The 18261-nt window shown below is 68.8% G+C and carries 17 protein-coding genes and 3 pseudogenes; 11 read left to right on the plus strand and 9 right to left on the minus strand.

Features of this window, described 5'->3' with window-relative positions:
* The 6 genes from ACIRR9_RS36740 to ACIRR9_RS36765 are packed head-to-tail and all read left to right on the plus strand — an operon-like array spanning position 1 to position 6487.
* Positions 1-951 carry a DnaJ C-terminal domain-containing protein gene (locus tag ACIRR9_RS36740; RefSeq protein WP_403761110.1) on the plus strand — a complete coding sequence of 317 codons (951 nt, stop codon included), beginning with the start codon at positions 1-3 and terminating at the stop codon, positions 949-951.
* Positions 951-1358 carry a chaperone modulator CbpM gene (locus ACIRR9_RS36745; RefSeq protein ID WP_403761113.1) on the plus strand — a complete coding sequence of 136 codons (408 nt, stop codon included), beginning with the start codon at positions 951-953 and terminating at the stop codon, positions 1356-1358. The genes ACIRR9_RS36740 and ACIRR9_RS36745 overlap by 1 nt, the downstream gene beginning before the upstream one ends.
* A complete protein-coding gene (clpB, locus tag ACIRR9_RS36750; RefSeq protein ID WP_403761116.1) occupies positions 1349-3988 on the plus strand; it encodes an ATP-dependent chaperone ClpB in 2640 nt (879 codons plus the stop codon). Before ACIRR9_RS36745 ends, clpB begins: the two co-directional genes overlap by 10 nt.
* Positions 3985-4431 carry a thioredoxin gene (gene trxA, locus ACIRR9_RS36755; protein ID WP_403761118.1) on the plus strand — a complete coding sequence of 149 codons (447 nt, stop codon included), beginning with the start codon at positions 3985-3987 and terminating at the stop codon, positions 4429-4431. The genes clpB and trxA overlap by 4 nt, the downstream gene beginning before the upstream one ends.
* A gap of 5 nt (positions 4432-4436) precedes the next feature.
* Positions 4437-4700, plus strand: coding sequence for a UBP-type zinc finger domain-containing protein (locus ACIRR9_RS36760; RefSeq protein ID WP_403761120.1), 264 nt, complete (start codon positions 4437-4439; stop codon positions 4698-4700).
* Positions 4700-6487: an FAD-dependent oxidoreductase gene (locus ACIRR9_RS36765; protein WP_403761122.1), complete on the plus strand. Its 1788-nt coding sequence runs from the start codon at positions 4700-4702 to the stop codon at positions 6485-6487. Before ACIRR9_RS36760 ends, ACIRR9_RS36765 begins: the two co-directional genes overlap by 1 nt.
* A gap of 225 nt (positions 6488-6712) precedes the next feature.
* Here the strand turns inward: ACIRR9_RS36765 and ACIRR9_RS36770 are convergent, their stop codons facing one another.
* Together ACIRR9_RS36770 and ACIRR9_RS36775 are read right to left on the minus strand one after the other, a co-directional pair.
* Positions 6713-6916 (minus strand): cold-shock protein, encoded by a 204-nt coding sequence (locus tag ACIRR9_RS36770; RefSeq protein ID WP_030052720.1) that lies wholly within the window; start codon positions 6914-6916, stop codon positions 6713-6715.
* Between the two features lie 241 nt (positions 6917-7157).
* A complete protein-coding gene (locus ACIRR9_RS36775; RefSeq protein ID WP_403761125.1) occupies positions 7158-7496 on the minus strand; it encodes a MerR family transcriptional regulator in 339 nt (112 codons plus the stop codon).
* A 719-nt stretch (positions 7497-8215) separates the two neighbouring features.
* On the opposite strand from ACIRR9_RS36775, the gene ACIRR9_RS36780 reads away from it, so the two are divergent.
* Entirely contained in the window at positions 8216-8557 is a 342-nt protein-coding gene (locus tag ACIRR9_RS36780) for a hypothetical protein (protein ID WP_403761392.1), read from the plus strand.
* A 95-nt stretch (positions 8558-8652) separates the two neighbouring features.
* Here the strand turns inward: ACIRR9_RS36780 and ACIRR9_RS36785 are convergent, their stop codons facing one another.
* The 5 genes from ACIRR9_RS36785 to ACIRR9_RS36805 all read right to left on the minus strand — a co-directional run bounded on the left by ACIRR9_RS36785 (position 8653) and on the right by ACIRR9_RS36805 (position 13390).
* On the minus strand, positions 8653-8961 hold the full coding sequence (locus tag ACIRR9_RS36785; RefSeq protein ID WP_403761127.1) for an SCO5918 family protein: 309 nt from the start codon (positions 8959-8961) through the stop codon (positions 8653-8655).
* Positions 8962-9011: 50 nt separating this feature from the next.
* Positions 9012-9416: a CBS domain-containing protein gene (locus ACIRR9_RS36790; RefSeq protein WP_403761130.1), complete on the minus strand. Its 405-nt coding sequence runs from the start codon at positions 9414-9416 to the stop codon at positions 9012-9014.
* A gap of 35 nt (positions 9417-9451) precedes the next feature.
* Positions 9452-10954, minus strand: a complete 1503-nt coding sequence (locus ACIRR9_RS36795; protein ID WP_403761133.1) for a DEAD/DEAH box helicase — start codon at positions 10952-10954, stop codon at positions 9452-9454.
* 341 nt (positions 10955-11295) lie between these two features.
* Positions 11296-11499 carry a cold-shock protein gene (locus ACIRR9_RS36800; RefSeq protein WP_403761136.1) on the minus strand — a complete coding sequence of 68 codons (204 nt, stop codon included), beginning with the start codon at positions 11497-11499 and terminating at the stop codon, positions 11296-11298.
* Between the two features lie 775 nt (positions 11500-12274).
* A complete protein-coding gene (locus ACIRR9_RS36805) occupies positions 12275-13390 on the minus strand; it encodes an IS110 family transposase (protein WP_403761139.1) in 1116 nt (371 codons plus the stop codon).
* 384 nt (positions 13391-13774) lie between these two features.
* On the opposite strand from ACIRR9_RS36805, the pseudogene ACIRR9_RS36810 reads away from it, so the two are divergent.
* Positions 13775-14202 (plus strand): annotated as a pseudogene (locus ACIRR9_RS36810) (transposase); the annotation flags it as partial.
* Positions 14203-14503: 301 nt separating this feature from the next.
* Here ACIRR9_RS36810 and ACIRR9_RS36815 read toward each other — a convergent pair.
* Together ACIRR9_RS36815 and ACIRR9_RS36820 are read right to left on the minus strand one after the other, a co-directional pair.
* Positions 14504-14798: pseudogene (locus ACIRR9_RS36815) on the minus strand (ISL3 family transposase); the annotation flags it as partial.
* Positions 14799-14840: 42 nt separating this feature from the next.
* Entirely contained in the window at positions 14841-16562 is a 1722-nt protein-coding gene (locus ACIRR9_RS36820; protein ID WP_403761142.1) for a SpoIIE family protein phosphatase, read from the minus strand.
* Between the two features lie 357 nt (positions 16563-16919).
* Here ACIRR9_RS36820 and ACIRR9_RS36825 point away from each other — a divergent pair, with 357 nt between their 5' ends.
* From ACIRR9_RS36825 to ACIRR9_RS36835, 3 genes and pseudogenes are all read left to right on the plus strand, one after another.
* Entirely contained in the window at positions 16920-17147 is a 228-nt protein-coding gene (locus tag ACIRR9_RS36825) for a DUF5133 domain-containing protein (RefSeq protein WP_403761145.1), read from the plus strand.
* A gap of 146 nt (positions 17148-17293) precedes the next feature.
* A pseudogene (locus ACIRR9_RS36830) lies at positions 17294-17533 on the plus strand (aldehyde dehydrogenase); the annotation flags it as partial.
* A gap of 139 nt (positions 17534-17672) precedes the next feature.
* On the plus strand, positions 17673-18200 hold the full coding sequence (locus ACIRR9_RS36835) for a hypothetical protein (protein WP_403761148.1): 528 nt from the start codon (positions 17673-17675) through the stop codon (positions 18198-18200).
* Positions 18201-18261: the final 61 nt, after the last annotated feature.

Below are 18261 nucleotides of genomic sequence, written 5' to 3' on the forward strand. Positions count from 1 at the left end.
ATGGCACGGGACTTCTACGAGGTACTGGGTGTGTCGCGGAGCGCGAGCCAGGACGAGATCCAGCAGGCGTATCGCAAACTCGCCCGCAGGTACCACCCCGACGTCAACAAGGACCCCGAGGCGGAGGAGCGTTTCAAGGACCTCAACGAGGCATACAGCGTCCTGTCCGATCCCAAGACCCGGGCCCGCTACGACCGCTTCGGCGAGGACTTCCGCAAGATCCCCGAGGACTTCGACGAACGGGTCGCGGCCGGAGCGGGCGGCGGCTTCCGCGGTCGGAGGACCGCGGGAGCGGGCGGCCCTCGCGTCCGGTACACCACCGGCTTCGGAGACGACTTCGGCGCGGAGGGCATCGACATCGAGGACCTGCTCGGCTCCATGTTCGGAGCCGGCGCCGCCCCGGGCGGCGTCCCTGGAGCGGACCAGGAGGCCGAACTGCCGCTCACCGTCGAGGAGGCGTACCGAGGCGGCCGGCGCACCGTCACGCTCGCCGGCCCCACCGGGCAGCCGCGGCGATACGAGGTGGACGTGCCGCCGGGCGTCACCGACGGGCAGCGCATCCGGCTGGCGGGTGAGGGCGGCCGGGGCAGTGGTGACGCCGCCGCGGGCGACCTGTACCTGCGGGTGCGTATCCGGCCCCACCCCCGGTTCCGGCTGGACGGCCGTGACGTGCACGTCCAGGTCCCGGTCGCCCCCTGGGAGGCGGCCCTGGGTGCGACCGTGCCGGTGCCCACGCCCGGCGGCGGCACGGCGAAGGTCACGGTGCCCGCGGGTTCGTCCAGCGGCCGGCGGCTGCGGCTGCGTGGCGAGGGCATGCCGAACCCGCGGGGTGCGAACGGCGACCTGTACGCCGAACTCCGCATCCTGGTGCCACCCACCCTCGGCGAGCGGGAGCGCGAACTGTTCGAGGATCTCGCCGCCACTTCCTCGTTCGACCCCAGGAGGACGTGATGACCGACCGACCCGTGGGAGCGGCAGGCATCGGCCGGGCCGGCGGGGGCGCCCGTCCGGTACGAACGGGCGCCGACATCACCGCCTCGACGGCTGTCCGGTACGCGCTCGTGCCCGCCCCGAGGCTCTCCCTCGACGCCGTGGCCCGTCGCTCGGGCCTCCACCCCGACCTGATTCGCCGGTTCGTCGCCCTCGGCCTTGTCGACGCCGAACGCGACGCCGCGGGACACCTGGTGTTCGACCCCACGGCCCCGGCGGTTCTCGCCCGCATCCAGCGGCTGCGCACCGGACTCTGCCTCAACTACGCATCCATCGGCCTGGTGCTCGACCTGCTCGACCGCATCAGCCTGCTCGAAGCCGCCCTGCGCGGCCGCGGCCTGAGGAGTGAAACACCCCCATGGACATGAACCGTCTCACCCAGAAGTCCCAGGAAGCCCTCCAGGAGGCCCAGACCGCGGCCGTCGGCATGGGGCACACCGAGGTCGACGGGGAACACCTGCTGCTCGCACTCCTCGATCAGGAGGACGGTCTGATCCCGCGGCTGCTGCAACAGGCCGGCACCGAGCCGAGGCAACTGCGCGCGGCCGTGGGCGAGGAACTCTCCCGCCGTCCGAAGGTCACCGGCCCCGGCGCGGCACCCGGCCAGGTCTTCGTCACACAGCGCCTCACCCGCCTGCTCGACGCCGCCGAACGGGAGGCCAGACGCCTCAAGGACGAGTACGTGTCCGTGGAGCACCTCCTGCTCGCCCTGGCCGAGGAGAGCTCTTCGACCGCCGCCGGACGCCTGCTCAAACAGGCCGGCGTCACCAGGGACTCGTTCCTGAGCGCGCTCACCCAGGTCCGCGGCAACCAGCGCGTCACCTCCGCCAACCCCGAAGCGGCCTACGAGGCTCTGGAGAAGTACGGCCGCGACCTGGTCCTCGAGGCCCGGTCCGGGCGGCTGGACCCGGTCATCGGCCGTGACGCGGAGATCCGCCGCGTCACCCAGATCCTCAGCCGCAAGACCAAGAACAACCCCGTCCTCATCGGCGACCCCGGCGTCGGCAAGACCGCCATCGTCGAGGGCCTGGCCCAGCGCATCGTTCGCGGCGACGTCCCCGAGGGGCTGCGCGACAAGACGGTGTTCGCCCTCGACATGGGCTCCCTGGTCGCCGGCGCCAAGTACCGCGGCGAGTTCGAGGAACGCCTCAAGGCCGTGCTGTCCGAGGTGAAGGCCGCCCAGGGGCGCATCCTGCTCTTCGTCGACGAACTCCACACCGTCGTAGGAGCGGGCGCCGCCGAAGGGGCCATGGACGCGGGCAACATGCTCAAGCCGATGCTCGCCCGCGGCGAACTCCACATGATCGGCGCCACCACCCTCGACGAGTACCGCAAGCACATCGAGAAGGACGCCGCCCTCGAACGCCGCTTCCAGCAGGTGCTGGTCGACGAGCCGAGCGTGGAGGACACCATCTCCATCCTGCGCGGACTGCGCGAACGCCTGGAGGTCTTCCACGGCGTGAAGATCCAGGACACGGCGCTGGTCTCCGCGGCCACCCTCAGCCACCGCTACATCACCGACCGGTTCCTGCCCGACAAGGCCATCGACCTCGTCGACGAGGCGTGCGCCCGGCTGCGTACCGAGATCGACTCGATGCCCGCCGAACTCGACGAGATCACCCGCCGCGTCACCCGCTTGGAAATCGAGGAAGCGGCCCTGTCCAAGGAGACCGACCCCGCCAGCAGAACCCGCCTGGAGGAACTGCGCAGGGAACTGGCCGACCTACGCGGCGAGGCGGATGCCAAACACGCCCAATGGGAGGCCGAACGGCAGGCGATCCGCCGCGTGCAGGAACTGCGCAAGGAACTGGAGCAGGTCCGCCACGAGGCGGAGGAGGCCGAACATGCCTACGACCTCAACCGCGCCGCCGAACTCCGCTACGGCCGCCTCCAGGAGCTGGAGCGCCGACTCGCCGCAGAGGAGGAGCAACTGGCCACCAAGCAAGGGCAGAACCGGCTGCTGCGCGAGGTCGTCACCGAAGAGGAGATCGCTGAGATCGTCGCCGCCTGGACCGGCATCCCCGTCGCCCGCCTCCAAGAGGGCGAGCGCGAGAAACTGCTGCGCCTCGACGAGATCCTGCGCGAACGCGTCATCGGCCAGGACGAGGCCGTCAAGCTCGTCGCCGACGCCATCATCCGCGCCCGCTCCGGCATCCGCGACCCTCGCCGCCCCATCGGCTCGTTCATCTTCCTCGGCCCCACCGGCGTCGGAAAGACCGAGCTCGCCAAAACCCTCGCCCGGACCCTGTTCGACACCGAGGAGAACATGGTCCGCCTCGACATGAGTGAGTACCAGGAGCGGCACACCGTCAGCCGGCTCATGGGCGCACCACCCGGATACGTCGGCTACGAGGAAGGCGGCCAGCTCACCGAGGCCGTACGCCGCAAGCCGTACTCGGTCGTGCTGTTCGACGAGATCGAGAAGGCGCACACCGATGTCTTCAACACCCTGCTGCAGATCCTCGACGACGGCCGCATCACCGATGCTCAGGGCCGCACCGTCGACTTCCGCAACACCGTGATCATCATGACGTCCAATATCGGCTCCGAGCACCTCCTCGACGGCGCCACCGCCGAAGGTGAGATCAAGCCCGACGCCCGTGCCCTGGTGATGGGCGAGCTGCGCGGGCACTTCCGCCCGGAGTTCCTCAACCGCGTCGACGACATCGTGCTGTTCAAACCGCTCGGCGAGCAGCAGATCGAGCGGATCGTGGAGCTGCAGTTCGACGAACTGAGGCGGCGGCTCGCCGAACGCCGCATCACCGTCGAACTCACCGACGCCGCCAGGGAAGCGATCGCCCACCAGGGCTACGACCCCGTGTACGGGGCCCGGCCACTGCGCCGCTACATCTCCCACGAGGTCGAGACGATGGTCGGACGCGCCCTCCTGCGCGGCGACGTCCAGGACGGCGCGACGGTCCGCGTCGACGCCGAACACGGAGAGCTGGTAGTCACCTACGACCAGCCCGAGGACATCAAGGGAGCGCGAGCGGCATGAGCACAATGCAGGCGACGACCGTCAGATGTCCCCACTGCGGGCGCACCAACCGGGTGCCCGTGGCCGCGGAGGGCCGCCCTAAGTGCGGCCACTGCAAGCAGCCCCTACCGTGGATGGTGGACGCGGGCGACGACGACTTCAGCGAGGTCGCCGAGCGGTCCGACGTCCCCGTCGTGGTCGACCTGTGGGCCACCTGGTGCGGCCCCTGCCGCATGGTAAGCCCCGCACTGGAGAAGGTCGCCACCGATCTCGCCGGCCGAATCAAACTCGTCAAGGTCGACGTCGACAAGAACCCGCGCCTGTCGCAGCGTTTCGAGGTCCAGGCCGTACCGACACTGCTGATCCTCGACCGGGGCGAGACAGTCGCCCGGCAGGCGGGGGCGGCACCCGCCCCCGCTCTGCGCCGATGGGTGGAGCAGTCGATCACCGCCCGGAAAGGGTGATCCGGATGACCCTGCACGCAGACCCCCACCTCGCGCTTGTCCGGCCGGTCCGGCCACTGACCCCGGAAGGGTGTCAGGAGTGTCTGCTGCTCGGCGCCCCGTGGGTCCACCTGAGGCTCTGCCTGACCTGCGGGCACGTCGGGTGCTGCGACTCCTCGCCGAACAAGCACGCGCGCAGGCACGCGGCTGCCGACGCCCATCCGATCGTGCAGTCGTTCCAGCCCGGTGAGGACTGGCGCTGGTGCTACGTTCACGAGGCGTTCGTCTGATGTCCGGCGACCAGCCGCTGCCGGGCGAAGAACCGGTGCCGGAGGAAGCGGACGAGGCCGCCTTCTGGGAGACCCAGGACATCTACGGTGCGTATCCGCGCCTTGCGGAGGACCAGATAGCACGTCTGGCGGAGCACGGGCAACGCCGGACCATGGCTCCGAACGACGTGCTGATCCGGGAGGGGGAGCGCTGCGAGACGTTCTTCGTCGTCCTCAGCGGTACCGTCGCCGTCGTCGAGGGACACGGCACCGAGGAGGAGCACGTGCTGCGCGTGCACGGTCCCGGTCGCTTCATCGGCGAACTCGGCCTGCTGTACGGGCAGGTGGCCTTCTACACCGCTGTCGCCAGGGAGCCGGGCGAGGTCCTCGTCGTCTCCTTGGACCGATTGCGCCACCTGGTGTCCCAGGACTCGGCCATCGGGGACGTCGTGCTGCGCGCCTGTCTGGGCCGTCGTGCGCTGCTCGTCGGACAGGGCGCCGGCTTCCGCATCATCGGCTCGCGCTACTCGCCCGACACCCGGCGGCTGCGCGAGTTCGCCATCCGCAACCGGCTGCCGCACCGCTGGATCGACCTGGAGACCGACGAGGAGGCCGAGGACCTGCTGCGCCGCTTCGGCGTCGGCCCGGAGCAGACACCACTCGTCATCTGGCGGGACACCAACCTGTTTCGCAACCCCAGCAACGCCGAACTGGCCCGGCTCATCGGCCTGCCGTCACTGCCCGCCGGAAACCGCCACGGCGACGTCCTCATCGTCGGCTCCGGACCCGCCGGCCTCGCTGCCGCCGTGTACGCCGCCTCCGAGGGCCTGAGTACCACGGTGGTGGAGGCGATGGCCACCGGCGGCCAGGCCGGCACGTCGTCCCGCATCGAGAATCTGCTCGGCTTCCCCGCCGGCATCTCAGGCGCCGAACTCACCGAACGCGCACTGCTCCAGGCCGACAAGTTCGGCGCCAGGATCAGCCTTCCGCTGGAGGCGACCGGTCTCCACCCCAAGGACGAGGACCACTACGTGGTGGCGTTCGCCGACGGCAGCGAGATCGCCGCCCGCGCCGTCGTCCTGGCCACGGGTGCCCGCTACCGCCGGCTCCAGGTGCCCGGCATCGAACGCCTGGAGGGAACGAGCGTGCACTACTCGGCGACCGTCTACGAGGCCCAGCAGTGCCGCACCGACCCGGTGGCCGTCGTCGGCGGAGGCAACTCGGCAGGCCAGGCGGTGCTGTTCCTCGCCGGGCACGCACCGAAGGTGCACCTGCTGGTCCGAGGACCCAGCCTTGAGGCCGGCATGTCCCGCTACCTGGTCGACCAGGTCGAGCGACATCCGCGGGTGGAGGTCATGCTGCACACCGAGGTCACCGAGGTCATCGGCCAGGAAGTGCTGGAGGAACTCGACCTGGTCGACAACCGCACGGGCGGGCACCGCCGACTCGCGGTACGGAGCCTGTTCGTCTTCACCGGCGCCGACCCCCACACCGAGTGGCTCGCCGACACCATCGCCCTCGACTCCCGCGGCTTCGTCCTCACCGGCCCGGAGGCCCAGGAAGCCTGCGCCTGCCCCGAGGTGTGGCAAGGCCGCGGGCGCTCGTGCATGACCCTGGAGACCAGCCTGCCCGGGGTCTTCGCGGTAGGGGACGTCCGCAGCGGCTCGGTGAAACGGGTAGCCTCCGCGGCCGGTGAGGGCGCGATGAGCATCCACTTCGTGCACCGCTACCTGGGCCGCACAGCCGCGCAAGGCGGCACCGACAGCTCACCGCACACCCGTCCGAAGGAGTCCGCTTGGCTCGCATGACGCCCAGGAGATGCGGGACCTGCGGGAACTGACGCGGCCACGGACAACGATGACGCGGGAACGGGCTCGGACGACCCAGGGACTGAGCTCAGGAAGTTCCGGGCCGAAGTCGCGCCACCCCGGGCCTCCACAGATCGGGCGACTTCGTCCAGGCGGGCGGCAGGGCCCGCACGGGTGGAGGCCACCGGACGCGGCGTGCGCGCTCCCTCGGACAGGTCTGCTAGGTCAGGCCAGGTTGATGTTCTCGGCCTGTGGACCCTTCTGGCCCTGGGTAACGTCGAACGTCACGGCCTGGCCCTCCTGGAGCTCACGAAAGCCTGTGGAGTTGATCGCTGAGTAGTGCGCGAAGACATCCGGGCCGCCGCCGTCCTGGGCGATGAAGCCGAAGCCCTTCTCCGCGTTGAACCACTTCACGGTTCCCGTAGCCATGGTCATGCCTTCCAGTCGATGAACGCCTCCCACTCCGTGTGGCAGACGGAGGTGATCGCCCTGGTCCCTGCGGCACAGCACAGCAAAACGCCCACACCAGAGGCGTGAGCAAGAGGGAATTCCGAACCACGACAGCTGACGCAGATGCTACACACCCACACGCCGCGTCACCAGATGAAATGATCACGCCGCACACGAGACCGTGCGTGCGTGCCCGCCGACGCTGACGGGCACGCTCATCTCATGTTGTTGACGTTGGGTTCGCTGATTCGGCAGCACGGCGATATTCGGCGTTGAGGCGCTGGGCTTCCTCCAGCTGGTCTTCGAGGATGACGATGCGGCAGGCGGCCTCGATGGGGGTGCCGTGGTCGACGAGTTCCCGGGCGCGGGCTGCGATGCGCAGCTGGTAGCGGGAGTAGCGGCGGTGGCCGCCCGCGGAGCGCAGCGGGGTGATGAGGCGGGCTTCGCCGATGGCGCGGAGGAAACCCTGTGTGGTGCCGAGAATCTCGGCGGCCCGGCCCATGGTGTAGGCGGGGTAGTCGTCGTCATCGAGACGGCCGAACGTGTCGTCTGCTGTCATTGCACCTCTCTGTGGAACGCGTGGAGGGGCCCTGGCGCCGTACTGGCACCAGGGCCCCGAAGGAACTACTACACCATCTGCCGGCCCTGATACTGCACCGGCCCTCTGTTTCCGCAGACCCAACCGACATGCTGTCGGGGGCGCGGGGATCGCGATTTCTTGACCGGAGACCACCTCACTATCGATGTCCTGCGGTACCCGGGTCCAAGACCTTTACCCGGGCGATCCTGATGGCGCTCGGCTCCTCCGTTCTTCCCTCTTGATCAACTACTCACTGACGGAACTGCGAACTGCTGGCGGCCTCGAACAGCGCCACTCCTCGGCAGCAGGCCCTGTCGCCCGTCGTGCGTCTGCTCGGGCTTGGAACCCCACTGCCGAACCTCCCGGTGCGCGCGTCCGCAGCTGACGCCTTCACCGAGGTACTGCGCACTGACTTCACTGCGGGGTACTGCGAACTGCAACTGCGTGCACTGCTGCCCGGCAGTTCATCTCTGCCGCGCTCGCTCGATCTCGGCTACGAGAGAAACCATAACCACACCGCCACCCAATGTCTACTTCAGCTGGCACAGATTTCCGCGCGCTCAAAGATGAGGTAATCCGTTTGGACCTGCCCGCTCGACCGGTCCTTGGATGGTTCAAGCAGCTCAGAGTCTCAGTCCGGCACTCGCAGTGACGCACCGCCGCGCAGCACGTCGGGTTTCAGGCCGAAGCCTGACAAGCTGCTCGTTGACGTCGCCGCCCTGGTGGAGTGCGCGCAGAGCAACCAGATGTCCCTGACCGTGGTCATCGGTGGCGCTGTCATCACCGGCCGCCTGGCTCCCGAAGCGTTGTGGAGGCAGAGAGTGTCGGAGGTGCTGACGGATTCCGCCCGCTTGGGCGAGTTCGCCGCCGTCTTCGGCGCCCCAGGAAGGAGGACGGGCCGCCCACGCATCTGGCACTTCCATGCCGCCCGGATCCTGCAGGGCACGGTCGGGATCCCGGAGACAGGCGGGATGTACCGGGTTGCGATCGAGGACGTCAGGGCCTGGACCATGGGCGACTTCAGCTATTCCGACCACTGAGCGACGACGACAGGAACCGGCCGCACGCAGTGTGGGCCCGACCGGCGTACCGGTAGGGCCCACAGTGCTGTTCAGAGTTCGTGCTGTTCCCCGAGTCAGACGGGAACGGGGGTGCCGAGCATCAAGGAGGCGTGCTGCATCGGGCTGAGAACGCCCAGGGGCGCGGCCTTGGGTACGGCGTGGCAGGTGAAACCGAGCTGAGTCATGGCCCGGAGGACTTCGAGGGCGCTGAAGTCACGGCGGTCCTGGCGGGTGATGACCTGGCCGACTTGCTTGACGGGGTAGTGACGACGGCCAATGATCACGGATTCGCCGGTGACCGGTTCGGGCTTGATGCCCTTCATCGATTCCAGCACGCCGTTCTTGGTGAGCTCGAAGGGGAAGCGGGCGATGACGCAGCGCATGGGGCCTCACAAGGGAGAAGGGGAGAACGGTCCGACCAGGGTGCGGCGGTTCAACGGGAGAGGGCGAGGACGCCCAGGGCGCTGTCTTGCCCGTCGACCACCGGCAGGACACCGAGCCCACGGGTGCGCGTCGAGTGCTCGGCTTCGGCCATCGTGGTCACGGGTGAGGTGAACGAGCCGTGGTCGCCGAGGATGTCGCGCAGGCGGACGCGGTCCGTGTAGGCGGAGCTGTCGCGGACGGTGGTGAGGTCGGTCCGGGTGACCAGGCCGGTGCGCTGGTCGTCCTGGTCGCAGACGACCAGTCGGCTCGTGCGGGCTGCGGCCATGACGGACAGCGCAACCTCGACGCTCATGTCGTCACAGACCTGTGGTCCGGCCGCGTCCATGACCTCTTCCGCCGTCCTGTGCACGGGGCCGGCGCTCGCCGGGCGGGGCTGCATCTGAACCAGCGTCAAAAGGTGCCTCCTGCAGAGATAGGTCAGCTTCTTGATCACGAAGGTCTAGGCCGCCGCGCCGAGACGGACTTGCGTGCGGGCGCGCGCCGGGTTGCCGAAGCGGGGCGGCGCCGGCCTCGGGAGGTGGCGCTGCGCTTGGGGCGTTCGACGACCGGTGCGGTGATGACGACCGGGATGCCGGAGGGGGCCTGGGCACCGGTGATCCGGCGCAGGGCCTCGTCGCCCGAGTGGATCTGGGTGGTCTGCGGCCGGATCCCGGCGTCCGACATGAGGCGCACCATATCGCGGCGCTGGTTCGGTGTGACGAGGGTGACGACACTGCCGGACTCGCCGGCGCGGGCGGTACGGCCGCCGCGATGGAGGTAGTCCTTGTGGTCGGTCGGCGGGTCCACGTTGACGACGAGGTCGAGGTTGTCGACGTGGATGCCGCGCGCCGCGACGTCGGTCGCTACCAGCACGCTGACGTGCCCCGTCTTGAACTGCGCCAGCGTGCGGGTGCGCTGCGGCTGCGACTTGCCACCGTGGAGCGCGGCGGCCCGTACCCCGCTGTTGAGGAGGTCCTGGGTCAGCCGGTCGACGGCATGCTTGGTGTCCAGGAACATGATCACCCGACCGTCGCGAGCGGCGATCTCGGTCGTGGCGGCATGCTTGTCAGCGCCGTGGACGTGCAGGACGTGGTGCTCCATCGTCGTGACCGCACCGGCCGAGGGATCGACCGAATGCACGACAGGGTCGGTCAGATAGCGGCGCACCAGCAGGTCGACGTTGCGGTCCAAGGTGGCGGAGAACAGCATCCGCTGCCCCTCCGGACACACCTGGTCGAGCAGCGCGGTGACCTGCGGCATGAAACCCATGTCGGCCATCTGGTCGGCCTCGTCCAGCACCGTGACGTCCACCTGGTTCAGCCGGCAGTCGCCACGGTCGATGAGGTCCTTGAGCCGGCCAGGGGTCGCGACGACGATCTCGGCCCCGCCACTCAGCGCGCCCGCCTGCCTGCCGATCGACATCCCACCCACCACCGTGGCCAGCCGCAGCCTGACGGATCGGGCGTACGGAGTGAGCGCGTCGGTCACCTGCTGCGCCAGCTCACGCGTCGGGACGAGGATCAGCCCCAGCGGCTGGCGGGGCTCAGCACGCCGTCCGGCCGTACGGGCGAGCAGGGCGAGGCCGAAGGCGAGGGTCTTGCCGGAACCGGTGCGTCCCCGGCCCAGGACGTCACGGCCCGCCAGGGAGTTCGGCAGCGTCGCGCTCTGGATCGGGAACGGCGCGCTCACGCCCTGCCTGCCGAGTTCGGCCAGCAGCTGCTCGGGCATGCCGAGATCGGCAAAGCCCTCAACGGCAGGCAGTGCGGGGGTGATCGTCCTGGGCAGCGCGAACTCCCGCTGCACCGCGGCAGGCCGACGGCCGTAACCACCGGAACGGGCAGGCCCGCCGGAACGGCGCGGTGCCGGCGAGCCGAAGCGACTGCCGCCCTTCCCCGCGTCGGCACCGCCCTTACGGGTGCGGGCGGAGCGGTCATTCGTACGTGTGCGGTTCATGCGGAACCTTCCTCGATGTGGCACATATCAAGGAATTCCCGCAGCGATGAGCGGCATGGAGAATTACAAGTATGGACCGGTAGCAAAAGAAAGAAATCTGGCCAGCGGAAATCTCCGGGGCGCACATGCTGAAATGAGTGACGCGATGGGGACGTAGGATCCGGGCGTCGGCCGCGGTGCAGCTCTTCAGGATGCGTCTGCCCCCTGAAGGAGGAGCCGCGCGTGGTGGGACTGCGGATTCCTCCGAGTCGTCCCGCGGGTGAAATCACCGCGGGAGATGCGTGTGGCTGGGCCCCACACCCCGAAGGATGCGGGGCCCAGCCACAGATGGTGCGTGAGCTTCAGGCGGGAACGATGTTCTCGGCAGTCGGGCCCTTCTGGCCCTGCCCGATGTCGAAGTTCACCTTCTGGCCTTCGAGCAGCTCACGGAAGCCCTGCGCCGCAATGTTCGAGTAGTGGGCGAACACGTCGGCGCCGCCACCGTCCTGCTCGATGAAGCCGAAGCCCTTTTCCGCGTTGAACCACTTCACAGTACCAGTAGCCATGTCATATCTCCTTCGGGGCAGTACATCGGCATCCGCACCGTGCGAACGCCGTGTCGCCGCGATGATTACCCCGCCGGGAAATGACCGGAAATACAGAAGCGCTCCCGACCGGCAGAAGCCTGGTGGGGGCACTTGAAGTTTTGGGAACCACAACTGCAACCGAGATCGACAGTAGCACGCCGGAACGGCCCGTGTACGTTGAATAATTCCACTCTGCTCTTCGCGACAAAAACTCCCACTGCGCGGTCCGCCGAAATCTGATCTCCCGGGCACAGAAATTGCTTCACTCGAAGTGCAACGTTTCAGGAAGAGTCGCCAACCGCACCAGGGCTCCCAGGAGCGGACGACGTACGCGGCTTTCCGCAAGACGCCGCTCGGAAGGGTCCAGCAGTTCGTGTCCCCGGAGCCAACGGCATCAGATCCGCCGCACGACGAGCGGGCGGAGCTACCGCAGCCCTCGCTGGCCCCCGTCTGCGAGGGCGACGGCGTAGCCCTCGGGGATGATGCGGGCCTGGCCGTCTGCGCCACGACGGGCCGGTCGAGGCCGGCGGGGTGGATACCGGTACGTTCGCCGCGTGCGAAGTGGACCGGCCAAGGGGGAGACAGGTCCAGGTGACATCGTCCCCCACGGCCTGAAAGGCGTCGGAGTGCCTGGTTCTCGCCTCGCCGAAACGGCGCAGAGCGACGGTACACCGGCGCAACCCACCACCCGCAGAACCCCCATCGGCATCGATCGACGGGGGCTCCTCACCTCTCACCTGCTATCACACAGCCCCTATGAGCAGGGTACTGGCTGAACCTGTTTGACCAGGTGGAAGACCTCCCTGGCAGCGTAGCGTTTGAGGCAACGGACGATTTCGCGCCGGGTCTTGCCTTCCTTGATGCGGCGCTCGTAGTAGTCCTGCGTGCGCGGGTCGACCCGCAAGCGGGTGAAGACGATGCGGTGGAGCGCGGCGTTGACCTGCCGGTCGCCACCGCGGTTGAGGCGACGGAACTGCCGGCGTCCCGAGGAGCGCTCGACGGGGCTCACGCCGCACAGCGCGGCGAAGGATGCCTCACTGTCCAGCCGTTCCGGGTTGTCCCCCACCGTGATCAACAACGTTACGGCCATGTCCGGACCGATCCCGACCACGTCCAGCAGCTGCGGGGCATGTCGCTCCACGAGCCGGGTCGGACGAGCGTCCACTTCCCGGATCTGTTCGGAGAGCCGGCCGATACGATGAGCCAGCAGGCCCAGTGTGATCCCGGTGGCCAGCAGCACCGACTCCCCACCCGCTTCCTCACCGCTGCTCGCGTCGGTGAACTGCACACAAGTACGCAGGAGTTCGGCATTGCCCAGGCCGGACAGCTCCTCCCGCAAGGCCGGATCGGCCGTGACGAGGACGGACTTGAGCTGATTGATGGCCTGGGTACGGGCTTTGACAGCCGACACCTTCGTGAGTTTGTACATCCTGGCGATCTGCACCGGCCCGTCGCCCGCCTTGGCCCGAGCACAGGCCCGTCCGCTCAACACGGCTCGCGCAGCATTCTGCGCATCGAGCGGATCCGACTTGCCCCGCCGACGACGATCCGCCCGGTCCATCCAGTTCACATCGAACACGTCGATGCCCTGGGCCAGCAAATAGCGGGACAGCGACGCTCCATAGGAACCGGTCCCCTCAACACCGGCCCGCCGCACGGTTCCCGACCTCCTGGCCCACTTCAGCAGAGCGCGGTACCCGGCCGCGGAGGCCGGGAACTCCTCAGTGCCGAGAACCGCCCCGGACAAGGACAGCACCGCAGCCATATGCGCATCGCGGTGCGTATCCACTCCCAGCACCACCTCCCTCACAGGGCGGCGGGTCCGCGGCGCCGACGACGCACCGGGCACAGTCTCACCGGACATGCCCATCCCGTTCCTCCTTCCGGTCCGATGGCCTGTCGCGTTGCCGGTGCCGGGCCGCGTAAGACAGTCGGAATCGTGAGAACGCCACAACATCAGGCAGGCCCCTATCGGGACACGCCCCGCCAGCACGGCACCGCCAACGCACCATCCCCGACCGACGGCCGACACCGTGTGACTCGGACACCTTGGTCAAGAGAGTCATGGGTCAGACCCCGGCCCCGGGACAGCACCCGCCGATCCTCCCGCCCCTCGCAACTCGTCTACCCCTGCTGTCCGAACCCGATCGCCAGTGGAGGCTTTCCGACAGCCGACGCCAAACGCCGACTGCGAGTGAGCGAAACAGGAAGCACACCGCAATGAGGCGACACCGGCGGCGTGGACACACTGACAATGAATCTTGCAGATCTGAGGAAGGGTGTCCTGGTAGGACAGAAGTCTCCGTATCCGGCGGAGTTCAGGAGCGACGCGGTGGCCCTGTACCGCGCGGCAGGCGGGAAGCGCACGTATGCGGCGGTCGCGGCGGACGTCGGGGTGACTGGCGAGACGCTGCGGAGCTGGGTGCGCCAAGCCGACGAGCACGCCGGTCGCGGTCACAGCCACGGCGAGCAGAACGCGGAGAGTCGAAATGAGGAATTGGCCCGGCTGAGAGCCGAGAACGGTCGGCTGGGCAAGGCGGAGAAGGAGTGGGAGCCCGAGCGGAAGATCCTGCGCCGGGCGGCGGCCTGTTTCACAAAGGAGATGGAGTGAAGACCCGCCGCTGGGACTTCGCCTCCGCCCACGCCAAGACCTTCGGCGTTCAGCGGATATGCCGAGTCCTTCAGCCTCGATTGTTCAGCAGCCTGAGCTTGGTAGTCGGCTCGGCGGGTTGCCCGGTTTGTCCTCAGCCGTTCGATGGCTGGCCGTCGCGTGTGACGCCGCGGGGTGCGCCCGGTTCCACGGGTCCGGTGTTCTGCTGGCTGCTCCTTCCTGGTCCTCGTCGGGATGATGGCCAGCCGTCAGGTGAGGGCCGGAAGCTCGGTCGCGCGCCGCCAGGCCGTGGTGAAGGCCACGGCCCAGGGCCAGGACCGGTCCAGGTGCAAAGTGCGGCGCCTGGCGTGGGCGGTGAGCCGGGCAGGGAAACCCGGGCCGGGCGGGATTCACGACGGTAGCCCAGCAGGCGGCGTGGGAACGGACCCCGGCCAGTGCCTTGCCGCACAGGTTGAACCAGGAGCGCCACCTGTCGCTGGCCTGGACCGCTTCGGGGAGGGCCTGGCGGATCGCCTCGCCGTAGGAGCCAGAGTCAGCCGTCGCGGTAGATGTATTCGGCCCCGGGACGCTCGCGCAGCCACGCGACCAGGGTCTGGACGGTGCGATCGGGCAGGACGTGGATCCGCTCGCCTGTCTCGGCGTCGATGATCACGGTGGCATAGCGGTGCGGCGTTCCGACGCCATGCGGCGGCCTCGACGACCGAGGTGGTCAGTTTCGGGCCGGTGTCCGCAAGCCGAGGAGGGCGATGTCGTCGTCGTTGGCGTGACGACGGACCCGGTGCAGCAACTCATCGGTGAAGGAGGCCAGAGGACGGTGGGCGAGCGCGGCGGCGTGTCGGCGCAGCCGGGACAGTCCCTCGTCGAGACTGCGGCCAGGCTGTTCGATCAGACCGTCGGTGTACAGCAGGAGGGTGGAACCCGGCGGCAACAGGACGGTCGCATCGGTGCGGGGTGCGCGGACCCCGGTTCCCAGGAGAAGGTTGTGGCCGTCGGTTAGGTAGTCGGCCAGGCCGTCGTGACTGATCAGGAGCGGCGGGGGGTGACCCGCGTTGCTCCACGACAGTCTCCAGTGGCCGTCGCCCATCTCCTCAATCCGGGCGAAGACGAGGGTGGCCATCGCGACGTCGGTGATGTGCTGGATCGCCTCGTCCAGCCGGTCGACGATGCCGCTGGGCGGCTCCTGCAGGGCCCAGGCGTAGGCACGGAGCATGTTGCGCAGCTGGGCCATGCCGGCTGCGGCCTCCAGGTCGTGGCCGACGACGTCTCCCACCGCCAGGGCGGTGGCGCCGTCGGACAGGGCGAAGGCGTCGTACCAGTCGCCGCCGACGCGTGAGGCATCGGGTGCGGGCAGATAGCGCACCGCCATCTGAAGTCCTGGCACGCGCGGCATCTGCGGCAGCAGATGGTTCTGCATGGTCTCGGCGACCTTGCGCTGACGTTGGTAGAGGCCCGCGTTGTCCAGTGCGAGTCCGGCCCGGCGGGCGATGTCCTCGATCAGAGGCAGATCGGCCGGGGTGAAGTCCCCTGGCGTCATCCCGCGTCCCAGTGTCAGTGCGCCAAGGACTCTGCGTGTGCTGCGCATGGGGACGATGGCCGCGGAGCGGATCCCGGTGGCGTCGAACAGGCGGCGCTGCTCGACCGCGATACCGGAATCCGGTTCCCGCTCGTATGTGTGCGGACCCGCCACGGTGGAAGCGGCACCGCGCAAGGCCCTGGACAGGGGCATGGGAGACTCTTGCGGAATCGGCGGCATGGGCCCCTGAAGGTCCTCGTGATGCACCAGGGTGCCGCCGTCCGCCTGGACCACTGCGGCACGCCAGACCTCGTCATGCTCGGTGATCAGATCGACGACGGCCCAGTCCGCCAGCCGAGGCACCACCAGGGCCACCAGACTGCGCACAGCCTCCTTGACGTCGAGCGTGGAGGTCAGCTGTGAGGTGGTCTCGGCCAGCAGCGCCAGGCGTTCGAGTTCCGACAAGTGCCGGATCGCCGGCTCCGGTCGCGGGTCGGCCCCCTGTTCGTCTTCCGGCGTGTGGAAGAGAACGAGGGTGCGAGGTGAGCGGTCACTTATGTCGTACGGGGTGATCAGCCAGGAGATGAGCAGCAAAGTGCCGTCGCCGCGCGCGAAGTACTCCTGCTCTCCCTGAGCGGTTCGCGCGGCGTGGAAATCCTGCCGCATGCTGCACCGAGTCGCCAGCACCGGTCGGCCGTGCACGTCCCGGTGCAACAGGTCGTGCGCATCGCGGCCGAGCAGATCCTCAGCAGGGCGGGCCAACAGCTCAACGGCGGCGGCGTTCACGGCCACGATCCGACCGTTGTCGTCCACCACGTAGGCTCCGGCCCCGATGGCTTGCAACATCTCGCCGAGCACAGGGAGACGCCCTTCAAGGAACTGCTTGCCCAAGGTCTCCGTATGCTCCGGCCCTGCCATGTCCTCTCCTCGCTGATCGGCCGTCCCGCGTCGGCCGCTCGACGGCATGTGCCTTCCCTGATGCCCGGTCCCGGTGAATCCAGCCTCGTCGTTGTCGGCTGTTCCGCGCTCCGTGGCTCCCGCACGGTCCGCCCTGACGGACATACGAACAGCGTCACAGGAGTGAGGAGGGGGCGCGACGGCCTCTACTTCTTGAGTACCCAGTCCGGCCCCGTACCCTCCCTGCTCCGCGTAGGCCACTATCGGCCGCCCGCTCACGCCCCGTGCTCCGGAACGGCGTGGGAATGACGTCCGGAAGGCGGGGCACGCGGATCGGTGCAGAGCTCATGTGAATGGTGACTGCAAGGGAGGCTCGCGATGCTCATGGCGCACCCCGCCGTGCTGAAGACCGTGATCGCGCAGTACGAGACCCTGCGGGTCCTGCATGCGGAAGAGGGAGACGAGGAGGTGCGTCGGCGTATGGAGGATGTCGGCTACGCGCTGTGCGTGTCGACCGGTACGAGTGACATCGACGCAGCCCTCATCGCAGCTCGGTACGGCCTGCCCGGTGCCCGTGTCGAGGACGACTCCCTCCTCGCCACGTGACGCTGGCCGCTCCACTCGGGTGCTCGGTGCGGAGAAGGGTGAAACGCACGTGCATTGTCGTTTTCCGGTGACCGGGCGGCACCCGGCGGGTGGCCGCCGTGACCGGTCCGGCGGTTCCCGCCGCTGCCTTCCAAGCGGCCTGAACGAGGATCCCGTTCGACTACGGCCGGATGTGGTTCAAGGGCCAGCGCATGGGCACCGGCCAGGCCCCGGTGAAACGGTACAACCGAGCCCTGCGCGACCTGATCGCCGGAGGCCGGGCCGAGCCGAGCTTCGTCGTCTCCCACGAACTGAGCCTCGACGAGGCGCCGTCGGCCTACGAGCACTTCGACAACCGGGACGAGGGCTGGACCAAGGTGGTCCTGCACCCCGCCGGCCACGGCTGAGCCAGACGAGTCGGACGGCTCCCGCCAGGAGCGGCGCCCGGAGGTTCTGTCCCCCGAAGCCGAGGGGCCGGACGGGCCCGTCCGGGTACTCGTGCAACGCCACCGCACGGGGGTGGAGAGAAGCGAGAGGGCACGAGCCATGAAGACACCGATACCGGGCACCCGCCCGCAGATCCACAGGGCCCGCACGGACCTGCTCGGGATCTACCTCAACGACCATCTGGCAGGTGCCACGATCGGAGCCGGACGCTCCCGGTTCGCGGCCCGCTCGCATCGCGACCCGCCCTACGCGGAACCGCTGCGGCATCTCGCCGACGAGATCGCCGAGGACCGCGCGAGCCTGCTGCTCATCATGGGAAGCCTGGGCGTGCCCAGGCGCCGCTACAAGGTCGCGGCATCCGGCGCGGCCGAGCGCCTGGGGCGTCTCAAGAGCAACGGGCGCCTCTGCAGCCGTTCGCCTCTGACGTTGGTGATCGAACTTGAGTTCCTCCGGCTGGGAGTGAAGGGCAAGGAACTCGGCTGGCGCACGCTCCGCACCCTCGCCGAGGCGGACGACCGCCTCGACGAGCAGGAGCTCGACGGACTGATCGCACGGGCCGAACGGCAGATGAACACGCTGGAGGAGCTGCGCGTCAGAGCGGTCCGGGAGGTGTTGCTCACCGGTTGACGCGGAGCGGGAGGGTTTGCGGGTCGAACGACGGCTTCGGGGAACTCGAAACGTTGACCTC

The sequence above is a fragment of the Streptomyces sp. NPDC101234 genome (assembly GCF_044767525.1).
In the GTDB taxonomy this organism is placed as follows: Bacteria; Actinomycetota; Actinomycetes; order Streptomycetales; family Streptomycetaceae; genus Streptomyces; species Streptomyces sasae.